The following is a 22,709-nucleotide window of genomic DNA, read 5'->3' as shown; positions in this document are numbered from 1 at the left end:
TCGCGTCCGGCCCTTGCGGACGGGCCAGGAATGGGGCGGTGACACGGGACGTGACCGATGAACAGGCGAGGGCCGGTGTCACGGCCGACGAGCAGGCGAGGGCCGGTGTCACGGCCGACGAGCAGGCGGCGGCGGCCGACCTGGGGGCGTGGCGCAACCACTTCCTGACCCTGCTCGACCGCATTCCCCTGCCGATCGCGGTCTGTTCGATCTACGGGGAGGTGCACGTCGCCAATCCGGCGATGGCCGCCGAGTGGGGCACCACCCCGGGCCGGCTGCGCGGCCGCCCCCTGCGCGAGCGGTTCACACCCCGCTCCGAGGAGCAGCTCGACCGGCTGGTCAGGGCGCTGCGCACGGGCCGCACCTCGCGCTATCCCATCGAGGTGACCTGGCGGGCGGGCCACGAAGGCCCGGAACGCGAGGGCGAGTTCACCATCGACCCGATCATGACGGTCCCCGAGCCCGCACCGGTACTGCTCGCCATGCTGTACGTACGGGACGAGCAACCCGAACCGCCGCCCGTCCCGGGGGGTTCGGTGAGCGGGGTTCAGGCCCGGATCCTGGCGCTGGCCGCGTCTGGTGCGACGACGGCCTCGATCGGCAAGGCGCTGGGCCTGACCGTCGACGGCGTCAACTACCACCTGACCCGCCTCTCCCAGCGCTGGCGCGTCCAGGGCCGTACGGCTCTGGTGGCGAAGGCTTACGCGCTGGGTGTACTGGCCCCCGGACGCTGGCCTCCGGAACCGGCCGGCGGCCTCATCGCGCCGTGAGCCGGGCCTGGGCCGCCACCGCCACCGCCTCGACGAGCCGCTCGAGCCCCGACGCGGTGGTGTGAAGGAACAGATAGGGCTCGATGAGTTCCAGTTCCATGAGGACGGGCGCCCCGGTGTCGTCCAGGGCGATGTCGACCCGGGCATAGAGCGGGGCGGGCGCGGCCGGGAGCGCCTCCAACGCGGCGGTGGCGGTGACCAGTTCGGCCTCGGCCGGCCGGTGCTGCACGAGGTCGGGGTGCGGCTCGCGGGAGTTGTCGATCACGCCCGGCTCGGTCAGTACCTCCCCTTTGCGCAGGGCGTGGCTGAAGCTGCCGCCCACGAACACGAGGGCGCGCTCGCCCTCCGCGATCCGGCGCAGATACGGCTGGAGCATCACGGCACGGCCCTGGGCGAGCAACGCCCGCGCGTGGGCCACGGCGTCGGTGGTACGGCCGGGCTCGTAGCGTGCGGTGTCCCGTGCGGCGACGGACACGGCGGGTTTGACCACCACGCCGTGCGGGTGGGCGAAGTCGCCCTCGTCGCACGGGTCGCCGGGTTCGAGCACGCGCGTGGGCACGACGGGGACGCCTCGCCCGGCGAGCTCCAGGAGGTAGCGCTTGTCGCTGTTCCAGCGCACCAGCGACGCCGGGTTGGCGAGGTGGGTGACGCGGGCCGTGGTGTCGGCCCAGGTGAGGAACTCGTCGAGTCTGTCCGCGTAGTCCCACGTCGAGCGGATGACCGCGAGGTGGTAGTCGCCCCACACGACGGAGTCCGCGGCCCACGCGACCGCCTCTGCCTCCAGACCCCGGGCCCGTAGTCCGGCCAGGACGAGCGGCAGGTCGATGTCGTGGATGAGTCCCATGTCGCTCGTGACGATCGCGACCCGTGCCGTTCCCATGCGCCCCTCCGGCTGTCGTACTCCGCGCTCCGCCCGCGACGGGCGCCGCCCCGCCGCGCACCTTCGCACACAACATCCTTGTGCGGCCCCCCATTTACGGGCGCGCCCCGCTGCGGCCAGAACGAACCCTGGATGAACCCAGGACGCATCCAGGACGCATCCAGGACGGTCGAAGGATCCTCCTACGTAACGTCTTCCACGGGTGGTCAGCCGTCGCCGGCGGGCCGCGAGCTCCCACCGTCGTGCGCCGTCTCACGCCCTTGCCGGGGGGCGGTGCGATCAGTGACGGCCCGGCAAGGGATTCATCCACCGTCAACGGAGGAAACCATGATGCGCAACCGCAAGGTGACGTTCAGTGGACTACGCAGATCCGTCGCGATCGGCGGACTTTCCGTCCTGGCTGTCGCGGGGATAGCCCCGGCCGCCATCGCGTCGGGCACGAGTGGGACGACCAACGGGTGCTACTCGACGTGGGGCAGCACGGGCACCAACGCGCACTGCACCAATCCGAGCATCCAGATGGACGGCGCCGTCCGGAACCACGCGTCGTGTGATTTCGAGGCGGACAAGGTCTCCGGCTGGATCTGGACCACCAGGGGGTCGGTCTTCGACAACTGGGGGCAGCTGGACTGTAGTTGGCACGTCAGCCGCTCGCGTGTCGAGTACACCACCTGATATTCCCGCCTGATATCCCCCACAGCGTCGGGCCCGGGGCGGTGGCGCCCCGGGCCTGGCGCATCCATCGTCATCGTCCGAACCGTGAGGGGGAAACCATGGATTCCGCTCGGGAAGCAGCATCCGATGTGGTGGCGCGAGTGACCGATCTGGTTCAGGGGTACTCCAAGAATCCGGTCATAGCAGGGCTCACGATCGAGATCGAGGCCGGCGTTCTGGGACTCCTTGGGCCGAACGGCGCGGGCAAGACCACGCTTCTGCGAAGCCTGGCAACGGTGTTGCCGCCGCGAAAAGGGAGGATCGAGATCCTCGGTGAGGTCATCGATTCACCGCGTGCCGCTCGTGAGGCGCGCCGGAACATCGGATTCCTGCCGCAGGACTTCGGTTACTATCCCGGCTTCACAGTCAGCGAATTCGTCGAATACTGCGCCTGGCTTCGCGACACACCCGCCGGACGCAGGCCGAAGGACACGGCTGACGCGATCGAGCGGGTCGGCCTCATGGGCCGCGCGAACGAGAAGATGGGCGCGCTCTCCGGCGGCATGCTCCGACGGGCCGGTATAGCCGCGGCCATGGTCGGAGCACCCAGGCTGGTCATCATGGATGAACCGACGGCGGGGCTGGATCCGGCGCAGCGTGTGGAATTCAGGGAGTTGATGAGGGGCCTCGGGGACACCGCGGTCGTCGTGAGCACGCATCTCATCGAGGATGTTGCCTCGATCTGCTCCGAGATCGCCGTGATGGCCGAGGGGTGCATCCGATTCCGCGGTACGCAGGGCGAGTTGTGCGCCTTCGCCCCTGGGCGGTCGCCAGGCGAAACCCAGCTCGAACGCGGATACCTAGGACTCCTCAAGCCCGGGATGGAGCACCTCGTATGAGGATCTTCATGACAGAGATCAGACGCTCCCCCTTGCGGTGGTGGCTTCCCGTACTCCTGGCCGTCGATCTTCTCGCGATATTCGGCCGCAGCCGCTATTGGATGGGGGAATGGCCACAGACGAGCGTTCAGGCACAGATCCCCGCCTTCTATTTCGGGCCCGCCGCGGCGGCCGCGAGCGCCTGGGCTTCGGGGCGCTCCCGGAGGCGAGGTGCCGATGATCTCCTGCTGGGGGCGGCCAGAGCGATCTGGCTGCCGAACCTCGTGCAGCTGGCCTCGACCTTGTGCTACGTGGTCGGCGTCTACCTTGCCGGGTGTCTCGCTGCGGCTACGGCGTCGGAGCTCGGGGTGCACGGCTCCGGGTTCCTCTGGCCCAGCTATATAGCGCTCGGGCTCGCACTGGTGGTTTCTTTCGCAGCCATCGGCCATGCCATCGGTCGAATCATTTCAGCCCCTTATGGGGGTTCCGCGATCGCGGGGCTGCTATGCCTGGCGTGCGTGACGTGGCTGGGCGATCAGAACGCGCTGGGTCTCTTCACGACGTCGGGTGCGCCCTTTCTGCGCGTGGGGACCCTTCCGCTGTTGGCCCGTTTCGCCTGCGTCCTGGTGATCATGGGCGCAGGCGGCCTGGCGCTGCACTACTCCTATACGCATCGCGCGGCCCGCGCCTTTCGCCCTGGAGGCGTGTTCCTGGCTGCCATGCTTCCCGTTCTGGGACTCCTCCTGGTGGCAGGCCCGGTACAGGGCGTGCGAAATCCGGCGGAAGCGCGTCAAGTGTGCACGAAGACCGTGCCGAAGCTCTGCTTCTGGTCGGAGGACTCGAAGTATCTCGGCACTGCCACGGCGATGGCGGATCGCGCGGCGGCGCTACCGGCTCCCTTCGTCAGTCCACCGCTGTTCACTGAACAGGGCCTGACCCGGGAGAAAATGAGCGTCACCTCTTTCTATGTCCTTGAAGGGTCGATGTGGGATCCCGCGGAATCGATGGCGGGTGCCATTCTGAGTCACACGCGACCGCACGACTGCACCCCGTCGAGCACCTTGCCCGAGCCCGCCATGGTCGCTTCCGGCAACGTCACCATGTGGCTGGCCATGCGGATCTACGGTGGAGTCCGGCCGGCCGGAATGCATGGCGAGCCGCCGGGGGTCGATATGGCGGCGGTGGAAAGAGTCCTCGGCCTTCCGGCCGAGCGCCAAAACGCATGGGCGTTGTCGCAGTGGGCCGTGGTTCGCGATGCGCTCTGCTAGCGCCCTGACAACGACCGCGCTGTATCTGCGCGCGCATGCCATCCGTTCGTCCGCGGCGCTCTTCGCCCTCGCTCTCCTGGCGGACGTCACTCTCGGCACCCGGCCCGTCGCCTTCCCCTCGATCCGGCCCGGCGGATCGTCGAGCTTCCCGCTCGAACACGAAGTGGCCCTGGTCATTGCCGTACTGGTCGGGCAGAGCTTCAGCAGTCGTATGGGCTCATTCGAAGAAGCGGGCGCGATCGGCTTCCAGCACTACAGAACCCGACATCTGCTGGCGGCCTGTCTGCTGGCCTTGGCCGCCTCCGCCGCGATCTTCGGCATCGCTGGACATGCGCCGGCCGCTCAGCACCTCCGGGCCATGCTCGGCGACGTGGGCATAGCTCTGGTTTCGGGACGCCTGTTCGGCTGGGGGCTGTCATGGATACTGCCCGCGTGCAGCGTCTTTCCCATGACGTATCTCGCCCAGGACACGGCAGGCCACCACCTGCCCTGGGACTGGGCGGGCCGGTCACCGTACGACCCGCAATCCTGGGGAATCGCCGTCCTCGTGTCGACGATCGGCGTCGTGAGCTTCTTCCGCGACCGGCGCTTCAGGGTCCGGACCGGCTGAGTACCCTCGGCCCCGCGCACCGCCGACCCGCCGACCCGCCGACCCGCATGGAGGCGGTTCAGCCTGACGTGGCGGATCCCCCGAATCCCCTTAGCCCCTTAGCCCCTTAGGCGCACATTTCTTAGGGCTCTCTTACAACTCTTCGTTACCACTGCGCCATGGACATGGACACCAACACAGGCCTCCAACTCTCCACGCGCCAGGCCCCATCCCCCACCCCCCGCATCCACCGCACCCTTCTCACCCTCGCCCTCACCACCGCCCTGGTGACCGCCCTCGCCCCGGCCGCGGCAGCCAATCCCGCCGGGACCGCGGGGGTACGGCTGCGCGACGGGCGCGTGGAGGTGGCCGTCGCCGGGGGTACCGCCATCGTCGACCCGACCACCCTGCGCATCGACGCCCGCACCGGCGACGGACACACCCTGCGCCTGTCCGACCCCGCCGCGAACGCCCCGGGCAGGCCGGGGCATGTGACGGTGTCGGGGCAGACCGTCCGGTGGTCCTACCCCGGGCGGGGCCTGCGGGCCGAGGCGCGCGCGGAGCACGGCAGGCTGCTCGTCAGCCTCACCGCCGACCGGGACACGACCATCGCCTGGCCGGTCACGGGCGCCGACCCCGCGTCCACGGCCCTCCAACTCCCGCGCGGCGAAGGCCTGTCACTCCCGGTGGCGGACCCCTTCTGGAACGGGCCGCACGGCCAACTCGCGGGCTCCGACGAGGACATGGCGTCCCAACTCACGCTCCCCGTGTGGGGATACACCCTCGGTACCGGGCGGGGTGTCAGCTACCTCACGCCCACCGACATCGACACCTCCCTGGCCTACGCTTCGCACGGCGGACGACTGCACGCCACCGCCCGGCACTCCTTCTCCGGTGGCAACGCGACCCGCGCCTACACCGTCGCCTTCGCCCTCACCGACGGCTCCCCCGTCGCGCCCGCCATCGACTACCGGCACTGGCTGGCCGAACACGGGCAGCTCGGCAGCCTGCGCGACAAGATCCGGAAGAACCCGCGGACGGGCCGGCTGCTCGGCGCGTTCCACGCCTACGCGTGGGGCGGTGACCGTACGGCGGCCGGTGTGGAACGCCTCAAGTCGGCCGGGATTTCCCGCCTTTGGCTGGGGTACGACGCCGACGACGACCCCATGTCGCCAGCGAGCGTGGCGGCGGCCGCGCGGGCCGGTTATCTGGTCGGCCCGTACGACTCGTTCGCCAACGGGCGCGACAAGGGTCCCGACACTCCCCCGAACGCGGTCTGGCCCGACGGCGTCCACCCCGCGTTCTGCGTGCGCCGGGCCGACGGCACCCCACAGCCCGGCTTCCACCAGCAGGGCTGCTACCTCAGCTCAGCCGCCTTCGAGCAGGCCGAGCCGCAGCGGCACTACCTCGCCGACCGCACCCGCTCGCTCGTCGCCAACGGCGCGGACAGCTACTTCCTGGACGTGGACGCGGCGGGCGAGCTCTTCCGTGATCACGACGCCGGGCACCCCATGACCATGGCCCAGGACCGGGCGAACCGGCTGGCCCGCATGGGACGCCTGAGCGACGGCACCTTCGACGGCGCCAGGCCTACGCCGCTGGTGCTGGGCTCGGAGTCCGCCGGGTCCTGGGCCAACCGGGTCCTCGCCTTCGACCACGGTTCCGGCACCCCGGTCGACGGCCGGCTCTGGCCGATGGAGACCGGGCACTTCGACAGCGCCCCCGACCAGCCCAAGGACGACACGGCCTGGGGCGGCTACCTCCCGGCGGCGGCCCCCGACACGTTCTTCAAGCCGGTTCGCGTGAGCGACTTCCAACCGGCACACCGGAGGGCGGTCGCCGATGCCCTCAAGGCCATGTACGACCCCGCCTACCGGGTGCCGCTGTACGAGACCGCGCTGCACGGCTCACTGATCAACGTGGAGCGCTGGGAGCTGCCGTTCGGCAAGCTCCCCGAGCAGAAGCCGACCCGGGCGCTCCTGGCCATGCTCTACAACACCCCGCTCAACTTCGTCCTCAGCGACACGGATCGGCGCGGCGAGCAGAACCTGCGCGAACTGGCGGCGCTCCAGACATACTTCGCTCCGCTGCACGAGGCTGCGGGCACCGAGGAGTTGACGTCCTTCGCGTGGCTGACGGCCGACCGCGCCGTGCAGCGCACCGTCTTCGGAGGCGGCACGCTGACGGTCACCGCCAACTTCGGCACCGCCGCTCATCAAGGCCTCCCGGGCGGCTGTGTGGACGCGGTCCTCAAGGGCGGCGCGCCGCGCCGGTTGTGCCCGGCCGATGTGATCGCGTAACGCCCGCTCAGCGGCGGGCGTAGCGGTTCTCGAACTCCCTCCAGTCCACTTCCAGTTGCCATTGGGCCGCTGCCTTGGGGCTGACGTTCAGCAGGGTGCGGCAGGCGGCGCTGGGCGCTCGGTGCGGGTCGGGTACGTCGTGGGCGCACGGCTTGGCGAACGCGTCGTACCGGTCCTGCTCCTTCCACAGGTCGGCGCCCTCGATGAAGGCGTGGTCGAGCGAGGCACGGGTGAGAGTGCGCAGATTGGCGACGGTCAACTCCTGGTCGATGAAGGCCTGTTGGAAGACGGCTGTCAGGTCGCTGCGGCTGACGCCCGGGTCGTCGGTGGCGAGCGCGACCGGGACGCCGGCGTTCAGATAGGTGCGCAGCGGGTGCCGGTCGCCGCTGACGCGGAGGATTTCTGCGTTGCTGATCAGCGGCGCCTCGACGAGGACGTGCCGTTGACGCATCCGCGCGGTCAGCGCTCGGGGATCCCGCTCGTGTGCGAGGTCGACGCCGTGCCCGATGCGATCGGCACGGGCCACGTCCACCGCCTCGTTGATGTGGAAGGTCAGGTCGCGCGTGTGGACGCCCTTGAGCCCCTCGACGAGCTCCCCCGCGTGCAGGCTGACCCGCACGCCGGGGGAACGGGACTTGAGGAAGTCGACCATCCGCATGTGCAGCGTGTAGTCGCGCAGCGCGACGGGCGCGTCCTCCGGCTGCACCATGTTCACGCCGACGAAGCGGCCGAGGTGGCGGCGTACCAGCTCGAAGCCGAGGATCTGCTGGGCGAAGACATGGCGGGAGTCCAGGGCCCGCAATACCTGGTAGTCGAAGCGGATCGCGACCCGGCAGGCCTCCGGCGCGGTCCCGGTGTCGCAGCCCAGCAGCTTGCGCGAGTCGCGGACGGCGCGGTCGGTGTGGTCGGCCGCCTGCCGCACCAGCGCCTGGAACCGCCGGTCCCCGACCAGGGTGGCGTGGAACGCGGCGAGGTCGTCGGGGCCGGGGTCGTTCGGCAGGATGCGGTCCGCGAGCTGGTTGAGGGGCCCGACCTCGGGGGTGACCAGCGTCTCCAGATAGCCGCTGTGCTCCTTCGCCGAGTCCCGCGCCACCTCGGCGAGCATGTCCGCGTCGTGTCCGGTGGCGGCTTCCCCGAACTTTTCGAACGTGTCGAAGAAGTGGTCGTGTCCGGGTTGGGGATCCCCGTCGGGCGGCAGCACGAAGCCGCGCATCGACCAGGCCGCGATGACGTCGCGCCGGAACGGTCCCGACGGCAGGGCGTCGGTTGCCGGGCGCTGTCCGGCGGCGCAGGGCGGCGGGCCGGGAGTGACGACATGGATCGTGGTGTCCACGCACTTGCCGTCCCGCGCCGCGTACCCGATGAGCGACTCGGCGCGCACCGCTCCTCCCAGGTGGTGGTGCAGATCGCCGCCCTTGGGCATCTCTTCCAGGAAGCGCCGGAGCTCACTCGGCGTATGCGCGACGCGCCCCAAGTAGCCTTCCGTCGCGATCAGTTGAGGGTCGGTACCGTTCGGGTCGGTCGATGGCGCGGCGGCAGCGGGCAGCATCCCGACGGCCACTGCCAGCGCCGTGGCGCCGGCAAGCACCGACCACCGCGTTCCGTACCACTTCCGCATGGGGTGTTTCCTCTCCTCGTCCACTCCCGCATCACATCATCGGACGGCCCGACCCATCCGTTGCGACCCTCCCCGGGCCGAGTTCGTGGACTCGTTCGCCGCTCGGACACGGAACGTCAACCGGATATCCACGAGGTCTCTCACTAGGGTGATCATCGAACCCGGAAAGGGGGCGGCCCCTTGGCACACCCGCGCGTACTCGCGCTCGATTTCGTCGGCACCCTGGCGGGCCACGGCCCGGCCCCCGACGGCGCGTTGGTGGCGGACGTCCTGCGACGGCTGCCGGGGACGGTGGTGCCCCGGGAGTTCGCGGCCCGGTTCGACACCGTCACCCAGCACCTGCGCCGGGCCGACCGCGGCGTGCGCAGCACGTTCGCCACCCGGCTGCGCCGCACCGCCGAGGAGTGCGGGGCCCTCGTGCCCAGCCTGCGACTCGCGACGGAGGCGGTGTTCACCGCGGTGCCCGACGCACGCGTGGACCCGGTGGCCGCCAGGGCGGTACGCCAGTTGCACGCGCGGGGCCTGGTCTGCGTACTGGCCGCCAACACGGACCGCCCCGCGGCGGTACGCCTACGGACCCTGCGGGACGCGGGTATCGGGGACTGCTTCGACGCCCTCGTGCTCTCCAGCACCCTGGGCGTCCGCAAGCCCGACCCGCGCTTCTACGTCGCCGTGACCCGGGCGGCGGGCTGCCCGCCCGATCAGGTGCTGTTCGTCGGGGACAACCCGGAGACCGACGCGCTCGGCCCGCACCTGTGCGGCATGTCCGCGGTACTCGTCACCTCACGGCCCAGGCCGGCCGCGCTGCCCTCCGACATCGTGACGGTCCCGCACCTGAGCGCTCTCGCCGACCACCTCAACCGGCTTGGTTCCAGCGCGAGTTGACGAGGTGTCTCACTGTCCGATGTCCTCGTTCCACAGGGCGGGCTCGGCCGCGATGAACTCCCTCATCATGGCCACGCACTCGGGGTCGTCGAGCACCACGATCTCCACCCCGTGGGCGGCCAGCCACTCATGGCCGCCCCGGAACGTCTCGTCCTCACCCACGACGACCCGCGCGATCCCGAACTGCCGCACCAGGCCGCTGCAATACCAGCACGGGGACAGCGTGGTCACCATGGTCGTGTCGCGATAGGACCGCTGGCGCCCCGCCGCCCGGAAGGCCGCCGTCTCGGCGTGCAGCGACGGATCGTCCTCCTGTACGCGCAGATTGTGGCCGCGCCCGAGGAGCGTGCCGTCCGCGCCGTAGAGTGCCGCGCCGATCGGGATGCCGCCCTGAGCGCGGCCCGCCCGGGCCTCCTCGACGGCGGTCGCGAGCCACTGCCTGGCCAGTCGGTGTTCCATGCGCGCGACGATACGCCCACCGGCAACCAGCGACGTTCTACGACTTGTTGCCCCCGGATGCGGGGCCGCGTGGCGCCGACAGGGCGGCCTCCTCGACCGTTCGGGCCGACTGGAGGAACACGTCGAGGCGGCCGGCGGTGAGGATGCGCCGGTGCCAGGGCCGTACACAGACCACACCGAGGTGGCCCTCTCGCTCGCGGACCCTGCGGTGGGCCCGGCACAGCAGGGTGAGGACGGCGCAGTCGAAGAAGTCCACGGTGCGCAGGTCGACGATCACGCGGGCGCCGGCCGGCTGGGTGGCCGCGTCGAGATGCAGCTGCACCCCCGGGGCGGTCGCCACATCGACGGCGCCGTGGACCTCCACGACGGTGAACCCGTGCATCAGATACGTGCGGGCGTTGCAGCACCGGTCCGGCAGCAGCCCCGGCGGGAGGGGCAGGGGCGCCGAGACGGATGGCCGAGCGGTGATTCCCATGGCAGCTCCCGGTCCAGAACTGACCCCCACGGGCGCGGGGGTTCTCGGTAGTCGGGCAGTCACCGTGGTCCGGGGTGACGCACTACCACCTTAGAAGTCATCTCATTTGGCGAGTCGGCGGTAGCAGATGAGGGTGCAGGCGATGCTGGTGAAGGCGAGGAAGTGGTCGGCCTTGCGTTCGTAGCGGCGGTGGAGTCGTCGGCAGCCGGCGAGCCAGGCCATGGTGCGTTCCACGGTCCAGCGGTGGCGGCCCAGCCGTTGCGAGGACTCGACTCCCTTGCGGGCGATGCGGTGGGTGATGCCGCGTTCGCGTAACCATTGCCGCAGGTGGGCGTAGTCGTAGCCCTTGTCGGCGTGGAGTTTGCTGGGCTTGCGGCGGCGCGGGCCGCGGCGCGAGCGGATCGGCGGGATGCCCTTCACGAGCGGGATCAGGGCCTGACTGTCGTGCAGGTTGGCCCCGGAGATTCCGACGGATATGGGCAGACCGGACCGTTCGGTGATCAGGTGGATCTTCGAGCCGTACTTGCCCCGGTCGACAGGATTCGGACCCGTCAGGTCCCCCTTTTCAGGGCCCGCATGTTCACCGAGTCGATCGCGCACCTAGACCAGTCCAGTTCGCCGCGGGCGCCGAGTTCGTCGAGGACCAGGCGGTGGAGCTTGGCCCACACTCTGGCCTTCGACCACTCCGAGAACCGCCGGTGGGCGGTCGCTCCGGACGGCCCGAACGACGCCGAAGGCAGCTGCTGCCAGGTACAACCCGACGTGGCCACGAAGACAATCGCGGCCAGCACCTCCCGGTCCCCGTGCCGACGCCGACCACCGCCCTGCGGCCTCGACGGCGCCTCCGGCACCACCCGCTGGAACAACTCCCACAACTCGTCCGGCACCAGACGCTCAACGATCCCCACCATGACTCACAGAATACCGAGTCGCCCAAATGAGATGGCTTCTTAGGAACAGCCGCGTATGCAGAAACGTGCAGCCTGGAGTTTGTTCACCCCGCGGGGTGAACGAAATTTGCGCTGCCCTCGGTTCGAGGGCAGCGCACGGGCACTCGGGGGGCCAATCGAGCCCGCTCCACGTCCCGTTGGGGCCGGTGGGACACCGACCGGGTGGCCGGGCGCTCTCTCCCCACCTCCGAGAGCGCCCGGTCCGGGGACCGTCAGTAGGCGCCGAAGACGTTGTCGATCGAGCCGTAGGTCTTGGCCGCGTAGTTGCAGGCGGCGGTGATGTTGGCGACCGGGTCGTAGAGGTCCATGGGCGTACCCGGCACGTGGAAGGCGAGGAACGTGGGCTGGATGACCTGGAGGAGGCCCTTGGAGGGCGTTCCGGCCACGGCGTTGGAGTCCCAGTTGTTGATCGCCATCGGGTTGCCCGAGGACTCGCGCATGATGTTGCGGTAGATGCCGTTGTACGTGCCGGGGATGCCGTGCTGCGCCATGATGTCGAGGGACTGCTTGATCCAGCCGTCCAGGTTGTTCGCGTACGAGCTCGTGGCGGCGGGGGCGAGGGTCGTCGTCCGGGTGGAGCGGTCGGCGCGGCCGGCCGCGGCGTCCCGGGCGGTGCTCGCCGCGGCGCCGCCGAGGTTGAGCTTGAGGCCGGGGTGGATCAGCGCGGGGTCGGAGCCGATGACGCTCCGGTTGACCTCGTACAGCTTCTTCCAGCCGCCGCTCACGTCGAGGGCGTCGGCGATCTTGGCCAGCGAGTCACCGGCGGCGACCGCGTAGCTCGTGGGGCCCGCCTTCACGGCCGCGACCGGCTTGACCGCCGGGGCGGAGTGGACGGTCGCCGGGGCGGAGTGGACCGTCGCCGGGGCGGCGGCGGCCGTGGTGGCGCCGATCACCGGGAGGGCCAGTACGGCGCCTCCGGTACCCGCGGCGGCGATGCCGCGGGAGAACGAGCTGGACTTGGGGCGGCGGTGCTTGCCCTTTGCAGGCATGGTGCTTTCCTCTCCGTCGCCTACGAGGTGAGCTGTCGGGTTCGGACGGGAGATGTCCGGCCGCGGCGCACGCGGCTTCACCCCAGCCGATCCGGAATCCGGACCGGCGGCTTTCCTGGGTCCCCCGCTCCTGCCGTACGTGTGTGGGAGGCTCCGGACGGCGGCAGGATTCGGCGTTCCTTCCGGATTGACGGTGAACGTAAACGAATAGGCCGAGTGGAAACAAGGCCAGAATTCATTGCCGGTGATGCCGGATATAGATCAACTCGAATTCGGCCACCCGAGAAGCCGCCGCCCGAACCCTCAACTCGCTTTCGCCGGAACGGAAATGACCCCACTCGGCGCCGGGTCCGCATCCGCCCGCACGTGACCCAATTCACTCGCTCATCGCGCAACCGGCAGGGCAGTCCACAAAAGAGACGAGGTTCACCCAATAGCCCCAATGTGGACATTTTCCCGGCAGGAGTATTGCCGCTCATAGCACCCGAATTAGGACACTCAGGACTTTCTCGGATGCCTCAAGCCACCCAAACCGCCCCCTCCGCGCGCCTCGCCTGCTCCCCCAGGGCGGCGGCCACACACGCGCCCCTTACGTCGTCGCCCGGGATCATGCTCCTGGGGCGCCTCGCGCGGCGGGGCGGACGACAGTGAGGCGGAACGGTGAACCGAGACAGCGCGCAGTACGACGTCCTGGTGGTCGGGGGAACGGGGGTGGACACGGTCGTACGCGTCGATTCGCTGCCGGTCCCGCTCGCCGACTCCGTGCAGGTCGGCCCGATCGAGGAGTGGCCGGGCCACACGGGGGCGAACGTGGCTCTGGGCGCCCGGGCGCTCGGTCTGGCGGTCGGCCTGATCGACTGCATCGGGGACGACTGGATCGGCGCCCGGGTACGTGAACTCCTCGCGGCGGGCGATGTCGACTTCTCCCCGCTGATCTCCCCGGCGGGCACCCGGCGTGCGGTGAACCTGGTGGACGCCGACGGCCGGAGGATGTCCTTCTACGACGCCCGCGACCCGGACGACCTGCGGATGCCCCGGGACTTCTACCTGCCGCGGCTGCGACGGTCCCGCCATGTCCACCTGTCCATCATGAACTTCGCGCGCTACCTGTTCGACGACATCGAGGAGCTCGGCGTCCCCGTCTCCGTCGATCTGCACGACTGGGACGGACTGGCCGACCACCACCGGGAGTTCGCCCTCCGCGCCGACCTCGTGTTCCTCAGCGCGGCGGGCGCGGGTGACCACACCCCCCAGCTGATGCGCGCGATCCTTCGCGAGGGCCGGGCCTCCACGGTGGTGGCCACGGCCGGGGCGAGCGGATCCACCGTCCTCACCCGGGACGGCGGCGCCACCCCGCACCACATCCCGGCGGTCGCACCGCCTGCGCCCGTCGTGGACACCAACGGCGCGGGGGACGCCTATGTCAGCGGATTCCTGTACGGCAAACTCGCCGGCCGGGGCGCCCTGGAGTGCGGCCGACTCGGCGCGATCGCGGGCGCCCACGCCTGCACGGCACCGGCGGCCACCGACCCCATTTCACTGGAAAGGCTTTTGGCGGCGCATCAAATAGCCTGACGCAGTGGCAATTCACCATCCGTCATGAGGCATGGGTCATGGGTCATGGGGGCGTCATGAACGCTCAAGGAATTCGAGAGCATTTCGTCGTGCTCGGCCCGGGGCGCACTTCTTCGTCCTCAACCGCCGTGCCGGAAACGCCCTTTGGGCGGCTTCACACCAGGCCGACCTCGCGGACGAGTTCGAGGCCCAGGACGCGATCGAGGTGGGCGACGGTCTCGAACTTGGCGCCCTCGGGGACATCGTCGGCCGTCGCCAGAGCGTGCAGCAGACGCAGAACGGCTGAGGTGTCGAGCCGGTGGTCCAGGGCGGTGCGGGCCGTCGACTTGAGGTCGGCGGGGATCGGCTTCGAGGGGTGTTCGGCCCAGGCCGCCACGGCTCGCCGCCAGCGGGCCAGCGCGTGGCCTGCTTCGGCGATCTCCTCGGCCGTGATGGAGACCGGTTCCTCATACGGGTGGCTGAGCAGCACCAGACGTACCGCCAACGGGTCGAGGCCCTGGAGCGGGGGCAGGGCCGCCCGTCCGATCTGAAGGCAGGCGACGCCCGCGCCCTCGTACATACCGCTGGTGAGCTGGACGCCGGGCGGGCCGCCCAACTCCTGTGCGATTCGGGCCGGTTCGCCCTCGGCGTCGGGCGGGCGGATCGCGGCGGCCGCCTCGGTCTTCGGTCCGGTCCATCCGATGAGCACCGCCCTGCCGCGCATCTCGACGACGCGCGCCAGCACGTCAGCGGTCAGGAGCACCCGCAGCGCGGTCCCGGGGTCGTTGTCGGCGGGGGCGTGCGCGTGGACGCGCAGGGGGCCGGGGCCGGCGAGTTCATCGACGATTCGCAGCACCCGGCCGAGCCTAGGCGTTCGTGCCCGGCCTGGACACAGGGCCGCGCCCCGAGATGCGGAAATCGCCGCCCGCGCTGCCCCCTGTGGGGGCGTCGGCTCTCAGGCGAGCAGCGGCTTCAGGGCGCCTGCGCGCAGACGCTCGACGAGCGGGCCCCCGTACCGCCGTGCGGACCACGTCACGGCGAACGCCACCACGGCCCCGGTCACGAAGGCGACCAGCACGTCGTGGGGGTAGTGCGCGCCGACGTACACGCGGGAGGCGCCCATCAGGAGTGCGGCGATCGCGGCGATCGCGCCGAGCCGGCGGTCTACCAGGAACAGGGCGACGGCGGCGGCCGCCGCGACCGTGGTGTGGTTGCTGGGGAAGGCGTAGTCGTCAAGCGGCGGGCACTTCTCGATCAGGAAGTCGTGCGGGAGCGCACGACAGGGCCGCACCTCCGTGAACACCGATTTGACCGCGTCGTTCACCCCGTACGCGAGCACCATCGCGATCGGAGCGGCCAGCGCCGCCGCCATCACCGAGGCGTCCTTGCGCCGGGCGATCCACCAGCCGGCGAGCATGAACACCGCGAACAGGGCGATGCCGTAGCTGGTGTAGGCGGACACCGGCCCGTTCAGCCAGTGGGTGTGCCGGGCGAAGTCGGTGATGTCGCCATACAGGCCGCCGTCGATGGACGCACCGTCCAGGGCCTGAGGTGTGGGCGTGGGGCTGGTCATGGGGTGGGGCTCTCCGGTGGGTCGAGGCGGTGCGGGCGGCGCCCTGGACAACGGGGCACGGCGTGGAGGGGCCGTGCGGTGGTCGTGCGGATGGACGGAACACTAACGTCTACAGGCACGTAGACGTAAAAGCGCCGCGATCGGTTGCGCGCGGGCGACTGCCGGATGGTCGCGCTCCCTGCCCGTTTCAGCCGGGTTCGGGGGGAGCGGTCAGCCCCAGAGGGCTTCGGCCAGCGCCACGCCCGCGAAGGCCGCACCGAGCCCCGCCACCACGCTCAGGACGACGTTCGCAGCGGCGTAGGCCCTGGCTCCGTCCTCGGCGAGCCGGAGAGTCTCGTACGAGAACGTGGAGTACGTCGTCAACGCCCCGCAGAGGCCTGTGCCCAGGAGCAGCTGCACCTGTGAGGACGCGGCGCCCTCGGTGACCGCGCCGGTCAGCGCGCCCAGGATCAGACAGCCGACGACGTTGACGGTGAAGGTGCCCCAAGGGAAGAGACTGTCGTGCCGCTTCTGCACGGCCCGGTCGGTGAGATAGCGCAGCGGAGCGCCGATGGCCGCCCCCAACACCACCCACAGCCAGGTCACTTGGCGCGCTCCCGTCCCACGTACCGGATGACCTCGCAGTCGTCGAGCATCACCAGGCCTTCGGTGACCAGCTCGTCCAACTGCGGCAGGAAGGCACGGACACGGTCCTCGTCGTCCACGATGACGATCGCCACGGGCAGGTCCTCGCTCAGCGACAACAGGCGCTGGGTGTGGATGAGGGAGGAGGCGCCGAACCCCTCGATGCCGCGGAACACGCTGGCGCCGGCGAGTCCGGCCGCGTGGGCCCGGTGCACGATCTCGGTGTAGACGGGCCGGTGGTGCCACAGATCGCTCTCGCCGATGAGGATCGTGACCCGCAGGGCCCGTCCGGTCAGTCTGGTCATCGCTGCCTCCGCACCAGTGCGCGCCGGGTCAGCCACACCGCGCTCCACACCGCCGCGAGCGCCGCGAGCAGCGTCAGCGCGAGATAGCCGAGGGCGGCGCGGGGGTGGCCCGCGGTCAGGAGTTTCTGGATGTCGACGGTGTACGTCGAGAAGGTGGTGAAGCCGCCGAGCACGCCGGTCCCGAAGAAGGGGCGTACGAGACGGTGGGTGGTCCACGCCTCGGTGATCAGCACCATGAACACGCCGATCACGGCGCAGCCCACGGCGTTGACCAGCAATGTCGTCCAGGGGAACGAGTCCGGCGCGGTGGTCCACAGGAGCGAGGCGCCGTAGCGGGCGCAGGCGCCGATCGCACCCCCGAGCGCCACCACCGCGACGACCGGTCCTTGGCCCGGCGCGGTGTTCGAGCGGCGTGTGAGGTCGGCCGGTGCGACATCGGGGTCCACCGGCTCGGTGACCGCCCGGGACCAGGGGGCTTCCTCGGACATACCTCTCCTACCTGAGGGGCACCCTTGCCCGAGCTCTGGGCGTGGTTCGCGCGGGTGGGGCCCGATCCGGAAGACCGGAGATCGCCGCTCCCCCAAGGCTAGCGCCCGGTCTCGCCCACTCGCCAACGGGCCCGGAAGCGGTACGCGCTCAGCGACCGGAGGGGTGGGGCGGCGGCGGTGGGGGGAGCGATCCGAGGCCGGGGGCCGTGTCGGGCCAGACCAGCAGGACCGGGCACGGCGCGTGGTCGACGACGAACCGGGTGGCCGGGCCGAGGCTGCGCGGCCCGAGGTGGCTGTGGTCGCCGTCGCGGGCGCAGACCAGGAGGGTGGCGCCCTCCGCCGCGCGCACGACCTGCTGTTCGGCGCGGCCGTGCAGCGCGAGGCGGCGGGCGGGGCGACCGAGGGCTCGCTCGGCCTGGGCGAAGAGTTCCTCGTCGGCGGCCCGGGCGAGGTCTTCGAGCCGGGTGCCGGGGTCGCGTTGGCGGTGGCCGCGGCCGAGAAGTCCGGCGAACGCGCCGTGCGCGGCCTCGGCCACGTCGTCGTCGGTGACGTGCAGGAGGACGAGGTCGGCGTCCGCGGCCGTGTGCTCGCGGGCGGCGTCCACGCAGGCGGGCCAGGCGCCCTCGGTGATCCAGATGATGACGCTCATGGAATGCGATCAGCCTCCGATCGTGTGCAGTGCCACCCACAGCGCGGCGGTCGCCGGGACCAGTGTGGCGGGAACCGTCAGCAGCCCGAGGCGGGTGAAGTGACCCAGTCGGGGCGCGTCGTCGTGTTCATGCAGGATGCGCCGCCACAGCAGGGTGGCGAGCGAGCCGACGTAGGTGAGGTTGGGGCCGAGGTTGACGCCGATGAGGACGGCGAGGACCGGCCCCGGACCGCCCGACGCCGCCACCGGGAGCAGGGCGAGAACGGCGGGCAGGTTGTTGATGAGGTTCGACAGGACGGCGGCGACGGCGACGACCGCGAGCAGGGCGGGCAGCGACTCCCCGCCCGGCAGCAGCCGGCCGATGGCCGAGCCGAGCCCGTTGTCCACGACGGCCTTGACGACGATGCCGAGGCCGAGCACGAACACACAGAACGGGATGCCGGCCGAGGCGACCAGCGCGCGTGGCGTGGTGCGCCGCCGCACCAGGCCGCGTACGGCGAGGACGAGGGCGCCCGCGAGCGCGGCCCAGGCCGGGCTGAGGCCCGCGAACGAGGTCACCACGAATCCGCCGAGCGTCAGCGCCAGGACGACGAGCGTGAACACGGGCATCGGTGTGGCGTCCGCGGACCGTGCCCCGCCGGGGTGGGCGGCCAGGTCGCCGCGGAAGAAGACGCGGAAGATCGCGTACTCCACGGCGATGGCGGCCAGCCAGGGCAGCGTCATCAGCGCGGCGAACCTCGTGAAGGAGAGGCCGCTCGCGGCCAGCGCCAGCAGGTTGGTGAGGTTGGAGACGGGCAACAGCAGGGAGGCCGAGTTCGCCAGGTGCGCGGTGGCGTACACATGCGGGCGGGCCCGGACTCCGGCGCGGGCGGCCGTCGCGAACACCACGGGGGTGAGCAGCACGACGGTCGCGTCCAGGCTGAGGACGGCGGTGATGACCGCCGCGACGACGAAGACCCCGCCGAGCAGGCGCTGGGCGCTCGCCCCGCAGACCCGGGCGACGACGTCACCGGCGGCCGCGAACAGGCCCTCGTCGTCGCAGAGTTGGGCCAGGACGAGCACCGCGGCGAGGAAGCCCACCACGGGCAGCAGATCGCGGGTCTGTTGCCACGCTTCGGCGGGCGAGACCGCGCCGAGAGCGACGACGAGTCCCGCCGCGGGAAGCGCCGCAACCGCTTCCGGCAGGCCGCGGGGGCGTACGACGGCGAAGGCCAGCACGCCGATGAGGAGGACGGCCGACACGATCTCGGCGGTGACGGTACTCAGGGTCGGCCTCCGGACGACGGGCGATCACGGTGGCGGGCCCCGTGCCGCACCACCGTGGTCGACCCTACGTGAGGGCCGCCGCTCCGCGTTCTTCGACGGTACGGAGTCGTCGATGTCGCCTCCCCCGCTGCCGATGTCACCTCTCCGGCTGTCGTGGCGCCGGTCAGCAGCGTCCTCGGCCGCTGCCCGTGCCGGCCGACGCTACCCGGGGGGTGATGTCCGCGCTGCGCGTCGCGGGTACCGGCAGCAGCTGCCCGGTGTCCGCGCGTACGGCGCTCACGGAGCGCGCGGTGACGCGGCCCAGTGGGGCCGGGGTGAGGACGGCCTGGCTCTGGACGTAGGCGATGAAGCTCTCGAAGTCCCTTGTGTGGCGCACCGGTTGGGTGTACGTCCCCAGGGCCGGGTAGTCGTCGGCGCCGATCAGGGTGTACGCCGTGACGGCGATCCGGTAGGTGGCTCGCAGGTCGAGCGGGGTGCCGTCGATCAGGACGTCCGCCGGGTTCACACGGTTGCCGACCGCCCCGGCGGCGTCGAAGGTGTACCGCACGTTGTGGGAGACGGCCAGGGGCGCGTAGGTGAGGACGGTCCCCTTCATCTTCCACTGCTGTTCCAGGGTGTCGTGGATGCACTGGCCGGTGACGGTGGCCGTGACGATCGGGTCCCCGTAGCCGACCGCGTTGAAGGCCTTGCGGTAGGAGACGGCCCCCTGCACGGTCGCGTCGAGGACGAGGTCGTCGTTGATGACGCAGGAGCCCTGGCGGGGCGCGACCGCGATCAGGGCGAGTTGGGCGGGGACGTTGGGGTGGATGTTCCCGGTGTCGAAGGGGTCGAGCTTCTGGCCGCCGGCCCACAGCGCCCAGTCGGCGGTGAGGTTGCCCATGGTGCTCTCGCCGAAGCTGTTCAGGCTGCGGGTGAACGAGGCCGTCTGCCGTCCGATGCGGGTCGCGCCCCGGTTGTCGGCGTAACCGCTCCAGTAGTCGGCGGTCTCCTTGAGGTCCGGGTCGGGCGTCACGTCATGGGTGTTGGGGTGGTTGGTGGAGGTGGTCAGCTCGCGTACGACCTTGCCCGTCACGGGGTCAAGACGCAGATTGATCTCGTTGATGATCTGCGCGTGGCAGCCCGCCTCGACGAACGGGCGCGGCCGGCCCGACGGGTCGGGCACCATCATGTTGAACGCGTAGTGCCAGTGGCCGGTGACGATCGCGTCGATGTCGGAGGACACGGTGAGCGCGAGGTCGTAGGCGGGACCCGAGGGGGTGCTGCCGCTATTGAAGTCGCTTCCGGCGACGGCCCCGTCGTGCATGCTGAGCACGATCGCGTTGACGCCTCGCGCTTTGAGCAGCGCCGCGTAGTAGTTGGCCGTCGCGACCTCTTGGGACATGCGCAACGCGGTCTGGAAACTCGTGGAGCCCGTGTCCGTTCCGGTGACCGTGAGGTGGATGAAGCCGATCGGAAGGCGCCGCCCGCCGGGGCCGCGTACCCATTCCACATTGACCGGGGGAAGGACGCTCTTTCCGGAAGTCCCCCACAGCATGTTGGCCGAATAGTAACGGAACTTCGCGCCGGGGAAGGTGCGTCCGGTGGAGTCGGGGAAACTGTTCGTCCAGCCCTCACCCGCGTACGGTTTGCCCTTTTCCATGTGGTCGATCAGGAAACCGGGGGTGCGATCGAACTCGTGGTTTCCGGCCGTCGAGAAGTCGAGCCCCATCCGGTTCAACGCCTCGATGGTGGGTTCGTCGGCCAGTGAGGCGGCCGGAAACGACCAGCCCGAGAACAGGTCTCCCTGTGCGAAGAACAGCGTGTTGGTGTGGCCTGCCCGCAGGTTCTTGAGGTGCGTGGCCATATAGGGCACGCCGCCCACGGTGAACTGTTTCCCGCCCGCGCCCGTGATGACGGCGTCGCTCGCGGGCGGAGCCTGAAGGTATCCGTGCAGGTCGGTGATGCTGAGCAGTTGTACGTCCACGTACTCGGTGGCTGTCGCCGCGTCCCGGGCGTGGCCGCTGGCCAGGGCCGGCGTGCCCGTCGCCGCCATCGTCACGAGTGACCCCGCCACGGTCATGAAGCTCCGTCGACCCACGCCCCACATTTCGACTCCTTCATTCGAAAGTTACGCGGCCACTCCGAAGGCGGTGTTCCGGCCCGGTTGGCGGCCGGAATAACCGCGTGACACGAATCCGATGTTCGCGTGCGCCAGGAATATGACCGGGCACCAGGAATACAACACGGCAGGATGGCCAGAACCGGCGACACGCCGCCGGTCCGAGGGCGTCGGGTGTGAGACGCCGACTCGACCAAGTCAAGCGCATGAACCGGACGACGAGACAAAGACACGCGGAACTCACGGGTGGTGACGCATGACGAGTCGCTGAACCGAATCCGGCGCACTCCAACCTCGCGACCGGCCAGGACTCATGAATACGTGTCGAAATGTCGAGCAACGCGGCGCCGGCACAAAGCCCTTCAGCTGGAAGGGATTTGGCTGCGCCGCCCGATAATCGACTCCGACCTCTCCGCATGAGGGCCGCCCTTCACCCGTGCACCTCGCGTGCCTGGCGGGGCGGTTCTCCGCGTCGAGTGCCGTGCGCCCGGCACGGTTCGACCGTCCCTGTCACGGCGGGCCGGTTACGTCGTCCGGAGCGCGGTGGGCAGGGCCCGCCGAAGGGCCGTCTCCGGCCGCGTCGGCACCCGGGCCGACCACTCACGGAGATGCGCTCACTGCCATTGTCCCCCGCCCGGCCCGCGCCAAATCAGGCTGGCGGAACGGGAGTTGAGCAAGCGTAGGTAAAGGTTCGGGTACGCACGTCACACCCGCGTCACGCCGAGCCGGACCGCGCTACGCGGAACCCCACGTCGTCGATCCGGAAGGTCGGGTGGCTGCGGCGGCGCACGGAGGCCCGGCAGCTCCAGGGCTCGTCGAACCATCCGCCGCCCCGCAACACCCGGTAGCTGCCATAGACCTCGGCGTCATAGACGTCCCAGCACCATTCCCAGACGTTGCCCAGCATGTCGTGCAGTCCCCATGCGTTGGGCCGTCTGCCACCCACCTCGTGCACGCGCTCCCCGGAGTTGCCCCGGTGCCAGGCGATCTCGTCGAGGGGCCCGTACCGCGCCTCGGACGTACCGGCGCGGCAGGCGTGTTCCCATTCGGCCTCGGTCGGTAGGCGATAGCCGTCGCCGGCCGCGTCCCACTCGATGGCTCCGCCCTCGCCCTCCCGATAGACGGGCGTCAATCCCTCCTGTTCGGAGAGGCGGTTGCAGTACCCGACCGCGTCCAGCCAGGAGACCCCTTCCACGGGCAGCCGGTCGCCTTGTGAGGTGCTGGGCCGTGCACCGGTGACCTTCGCGTAGCGCTCCTGGGTCACGGGGGACGCGGCCAAGCGGTAGGCGGCGAGGTCGACTCCCCAACTGCGCCGGGTCCGCCGGTCCGACAGGGTCACCTGCCCCGCGGGGACGGCGATCATCCGGTCTTCCACTGCCGCACTCACGTCCATGATCGGCCACCCTAGCAACCGCCGAGCCAACCGCCGCGCGACGA

At 70.5% G+C, this 22,709-nt stretch carries 23 protein-coding genes and 1 riboswitch; of the genes, 8 read left to right on the top strand and 15 right to left on the bottom strand.

The window, feature by feature from the left end; all coding sequences use genetic code 11:
* The first annotated feature begins 38 nt into the window (after positions 1–38).
* Positions 39–770 (top strand): helix-turn-helix transcriptional regulator, encoded by a 732-nt coding sequence (locus DWB77_RS34405; protein ID WP_342778018.1) that lies wholly within the window; start codon positions 39–41, stop codon positions 768–770.
* Here the strand turns inward: DWB77_RS34405 and DWB77_RS34400 are convergent.
* On the bottom strand, positions 757–1,650 hold the full coding sequence (locus DWB77_RS34400) for an ATP-grasp domain-containing protein (RefSeq protein WP_120726301.1): 894 nt from the start codon (positions 1,648–1,650) through the stop codon (positions 757–759). The two genes, DWB77_RS34405 and DWB77_RS34400, sit on opposite strands and share 14 nt — an antisense overlap.
* Before the next feature lie 327 nt (positions 1,651–1,977).
* Here DWB77_RS34400 and DWB77_RS34395 point away from each other — a divergent pair, with 327 nt between their 5' ends.
* The 5 genes from DWB77_RS34395 (at position 1,978) to DWB77_RS34375 (ending at position 7,339) form a co-directional block, all read left to right on the top strand.
* A complete protein-coding gene (locus tag DWB77_RS34395; RefSeq protein ID WP_120726299.1) occupies positions 1,978–2,325 on the top strand; it encodes a hypothetical protein in 348 nt (115 codons plus the stop codon).
* Between the two features lie 140 nt (positions 2,326–2,465).
* A complete protein-coding gene (locus DWB77_RS34390) occupies positions 2,466–3,203 on the top strand; it encodes an ATP-binding cassette domain-containing protein (protein ID WP_246033734.1) in 738 nt (245 codons plus the stop codon).
* Positions 3,200–4,450, top strand: coding sequence for a hypothetical protein (locus tag DWB77_RS34385; protein ID WP_120726295.1), 1,251 nt, complete (start codon positions 3,200–3,202; stop codon positions 4,448–4,450). Before DWB77_RS34390 ends, DWB77_RS34385 begins: the two co-directional genes overlap by 4 nt.
* On the top strand, positions 4,437–5,060 hold the full coding sequence (locus DWB77_RS34380; RefSeq protein WP_120726293.1) for a hypothetical protein: 624 nt from the start codon (positions 4,437–4,439) through the stop codon (positions 5,058–5,060). The genes DWB77_RS34385 and DWB77_RS34380 overlap by 14 nt, the downstream gene beginning before the upstream one ends.
* Positions 5,061–5,218: 158 nt before the next feature.
* On the top strand, positions 5,219–7,339 hold the full coding sequence (locus tag DWB77_RS34375; RefSeq protein WP_246033733.1) for a glycoside hydrolase: 2,121 nt from the start codon (positions 5,219–5,221) through the stop codon (positions 7,337–7,339).
* Between the two features lie 7 nt (positions 7,340–7,346).
* Here the strand turns inward: DWB77_RS34375 and DWB77_RS34370 are convergent, their stop codons facing one another.
* The gene (locus DWB77_RS34370; RefSeq protein ID WP_120726290.1) at positions 7,347–8,957 is read right to left on the bottom strand and encodes an adenosine deaminase; all 1,611 of its coding nucleotides are present in this window, start codon (positions 8,955–8,957) and stop codon (positions 7,347–7,349) included.
* Between the two features lie 180 nt (positions 8,958–9,137).
* Between DWB77_RS34370 and DWB77_RS34365 the strand changes: the two genes are divergently transcribed.
* Entirely contained in the window at positions 9,138–9,842 is a 705-nt protein-coding gene (locus tag DWB77_RS34365; RefSeq protein WP_120726288.1) for an HAD family hydrolase, read from the top strand.
* A gap of 9 nt (positions 9,843–9,851) precedes the next feature.
* Here the strand turns inward: DWB77_RS34365 and DWB77_RS34360 are convergent, their stop codons facing one another.
* The 4 genes from DWB77_RS34360 to DWB77_RS34345 form a co-directional block, all read right to left on the bottom strand.
* On the bottom strand, positions 9,852–10,301 hold the full coding sequence (locus DWB77_RS34360; RefSeq protein ID WP_120726286.1) for a nucleoside deaminase: 450 nt from the start codon (positions 10,299–10,301) through the stop codon (positions 9,852–9,854).
* A gap of 37 nt (positions 10,302–10,338) precedes the next feature.
* A complete protein-coding gene (locus DWB77_RS34355) occupies positions 10,339–10,776 on the bottom strand; it encodes an STAS domain-containing protein (protein WP_246033732.1) in 438 nt (145 codons plus the stop codon).
* Between the two features lie 102 nt (positions 10,777–10,878).
* A protein-coding gene (locus tag DWB77_RS34350; protein WP_246033784.1) for an IS5 family transposase occupies positions 10,879–11,687 on the bottom strand; the annotation gives its coding sequence in 2 pieces (ribosomal slippage) (positions 10,879–11,339 and positions 11,339–11,687; 810 coding nt in all).
* 251 nt (positions 11,688–11,938) lie between these two features.
* The gene (locus DWB77_RS34345; protein WP_120726284.1) at positions 11,939–12,715 is read right to left on the bottom strand and encodes a LysM peptidoglycan-binding domain-containing protein; all 777 of its coding nucleotides are present in this window, start codon (positions 12,713–12,715) and stop codon (positions 11,939–11,941) included.
* Between the two features lie 2 nt (positions 12,716–12,717).
* A riboswitch (cyclic di-AMP (ydaO/yuaA leader) is annotated at positions 12,718–12,901 on the bottom strand.
* 474 nt (positions 12,902–13,375) lie between these two features.
* Between DWB77_RS34345 and DWB77_RS34340 the strand changes: the two genes are divergently transcribed.
* Positions 13,376–14,290 (top strand): carbohydrate kinase family protein, encoded by a 915-nt coding sequence (locus DWB77_RS34340; RefSeq protein ID WP_246033731.1) that lies wholly within the window; start codon positions 13,376–13,378, stop codon positions 14,288–14,290.
* A 154-nt stretch (positions 14,291–14,444) separates the two neighbouring features.
* Here DWB77_RS34340 and DWB77_RS34335 read toward each other — a convergent pair whose 3' ends face one another.
* The 9 genes from DWB77_RS34335 to DWB77_RS34295 all read right to left on the bottom strand — a co-directional run bounded on the left by DWB77_RS34335 (position 14,445) and on the right by DWB77_RS34295 (position 22,665).
* A complete protein-coding gene (locus DWB77_RS34335) occupies positions 14,445–15,125 on the bottom strand; it encodes a hypothetical protein (protein WP_120726282.1) in 681 nt (226 codons plus the stop codon).
* 99 nt (positions 15,126–15,224) lie between these two features.
* The gene (locus DWB77_RS34330) at positions 15,225–15,842 is read right to left on the bottom strand and encodes a phosphatase PAP2 family protein (protein ID WP_120726280.1); all 618 of its coding nucleotides are present in this window, start codon (positions 15,840–15,842) and stop codon (positions 15,225–15,227) included.
* Between the two features lie 210 nt (positions 15,843–16,052).
* The gene (gene crcB / locus DWB77_RS34325) at positions 16,053–16,427 is read right to left on the bottom strand and encodes a fluoride efflux transporter CrcB (protein ID WP_120726278.1); all 375 of its coding nucleotides are present in this window, start codon (positions 16,425–16,427) and stop codon (positions 16,053–16,055) included.
* A complete protein-coding gene (locus DWB77_RS34320) occupies positions 16,424–16,771 on the bottom strand; it encodes a DUF190 domain-containing protein (protein ID WP_120726276.1) in 348 nt (115 codons plus the stop codon). The genes crcB (DWB77_RS34325) and DWB77_RS34320 overlap by 4 nt, the downstream gene beginning before the upstream one ends.
* On the bottom strand, positions 16,768–17,259 hold the full coding sequence (gene crcB / locus DWB77_RS34315; protein WP_120726275.1) for a fluoride efflux transporter CrcB: 492 nt from the start codon (positions 17,257–17,259) through the stop codon (positions 16,768–16,770). The genes DWB77_RS34320 and crcB (DWB77_RS34315) overlap by 4 nt, the downstream gene beginning before the upstream one ends.
* A 148-nt stretch (positions 17,260–17,407) precedes the next feature.
* A complete protein-coding gene (locus tag DWB77_RS34310) occupies positions 17,408–17,908 on the bottom strand; it encodes a universal stress protein (protein WP_120726273.1) in 501 nt (166 codons plus the stop codon).
* Between the two features lie 9 nt (positions 17,909–17,917).
* The gene (locus tag DWB77_RS34305; protein ID WP_246033952.1) at positions 17,918–19,153 is read right to left on the bottom strand and encodes an SLC13 family permease; all 1,236 of its coding nucleotides are present in this window, start codon (positions 19,151–19,153) and stop codon (positions 17,918–17,920) included.
* A 184-nt stretch (positions 19,154–19,337) separates the two neighbouring features.
* A complete protein-coding gene (locus DWB77_RS34300) occupies positions 19,338–21,233 on the bottom strand; it encodes a bifunctional metallophosphatase/5'-nucleotidase (RefSeq protein WP_428985172.1) in 1,896 nt (631 codons plus the stop codon).
* 754 nt (positions 21,234–21,987) lie between these two features.
* Complete coding sequence (locus DWB77_RS34295) at positions 21,988–22,665, bottom strand: formylglycine-generating enzyme family protein (protein ID WP_120726264.1); 678 nt, start codon at positions 22,663–22,665, stop codon at positions 21,988–21,990.
* Positions 22,666–22,709: the final 44 nt, after the last annotated feature.

Source organism: Streptomyces hundungensis (genome assembly GCF_003627815.1).
In the GTDB taxonomy this organism is placed as follows: domain Bacteria; phylum Actinomycetota; class Actinomycetes; order Streptomycetales; family Streptomycetaceae; genus Streptomyces; species Streptomyces hundungensis_A.
The sequence above is the reverse complement of the archived record's forward strand: the minus strand, read 5'-3'. Positions and strand labels throughout refer to the sequence as shown.

Bases quoted from the DNA above. Each gene is read 5' to 3' on its own strand.
- crcB (WP_120726275.1), bottom strand. From the start codon at position 17,259: ATGTCCGAGGAAGCCCCCTGGTCCCGGGCGGTCACCGAGCCGGTGGAC.
- DWB77_RS34385 (WP_120726295.1), top strand. From the start codon at position 3,200: ATGAGGATCTTCATGACAGAGATCAGACGCTCCCCCTTGCGGTGGTGG.
- DWB77_RS34395 (WP_120726299.1), top strand. From the start codon at position 1,978: ATGATGCGCAACCGCAAGGTGACGTTCAGTGGACTACGCAGATCCGTC.
- DWB77_RS34310 (WP_120726273.1), bottom strand. From the start codon at position 17,908: ATGAGCGTCATCATCTGGATCACCGAGGGCGCCTGGCCCGCCTGCGTG.
- DWB77_RS34295 (WP_120726264.1), bottom strand. From the start codon at position 22,665: ATGGACGTGAGTGCGGCAGTGGAAGACCGGATGATCGCCGTCCCCGCG.
- DWB77_RS34375 (WP_246033733.1), top strand. From the start codon at position 5,219: ATGGACATGGACACCAACACAGGCCTCCAACTCTCCACGCGCCAGGCC.
- DWB77_RS34345 (WP_120726284.1), bottom strand. From the start codon at position 12,715: ATGCCTGCAAAGGGCAAGCACCGCCGCCCCAAGTCCAGCTCGTTCTCC.
- DWB77_RS34330 (WP_120726280.1), bottom strand. From the start codon at position 15,842: ATGACCAGCCCCACGCCCACACCTCAGGCCCTGGACGGTGCGTCCATC.
- DWB77_RS34300 (WP_428985172.1), bottom strand. From the start codon at position 21,233: ATGACCGTGGCGGGGTCACTCGTGACGATGGCGGCGACGGGCACGCCG.
- DWB77_RS34400 (WP_120726301.1), bottom strand. From the start codon at position 1,650: ATGGGAACGGCACGGGTCGCGATCGTCACGAGCGACATGGGACTCATC.
- DWB77_RS34360 (WP_120726286.1), bottom strand. From the start codon at position 10,301: ATGGAACACCGACTGGCCAGGCAGTGGCTCGCGACCGCCGTCGAGGAG.
- DWB77_RS34355 (WP_246033732.1), bottom strand. From the start codon at position 10,776: ATGGGAATCACCGCTCGGCCATCCGTCTCGGCGCCCCTGCCCCTCCCG.
- DWB77_RS34380 (WP_120726293.1), top strand. From the start codon at position 4,437: ATGCGCTCTGCTAGCGCCCTGACAACGACCGCGCTGTATCTGCGCGCG.
- DWB77_RS34370 (WP_120726290.1), bottom strand. From the start codon at position 8,957: ATGCGGAAGTGGTACGGAACGCGGTGGTCGGTGCTTGCCGGCGCCACG.
- DWB77_RS34320 (WP_120726276.1), bottom strand. From the start codon at position 16,771: ATGACCAGACTGACCGGACGGGCCCTGCGGGTCACGATCCTCATCGGC.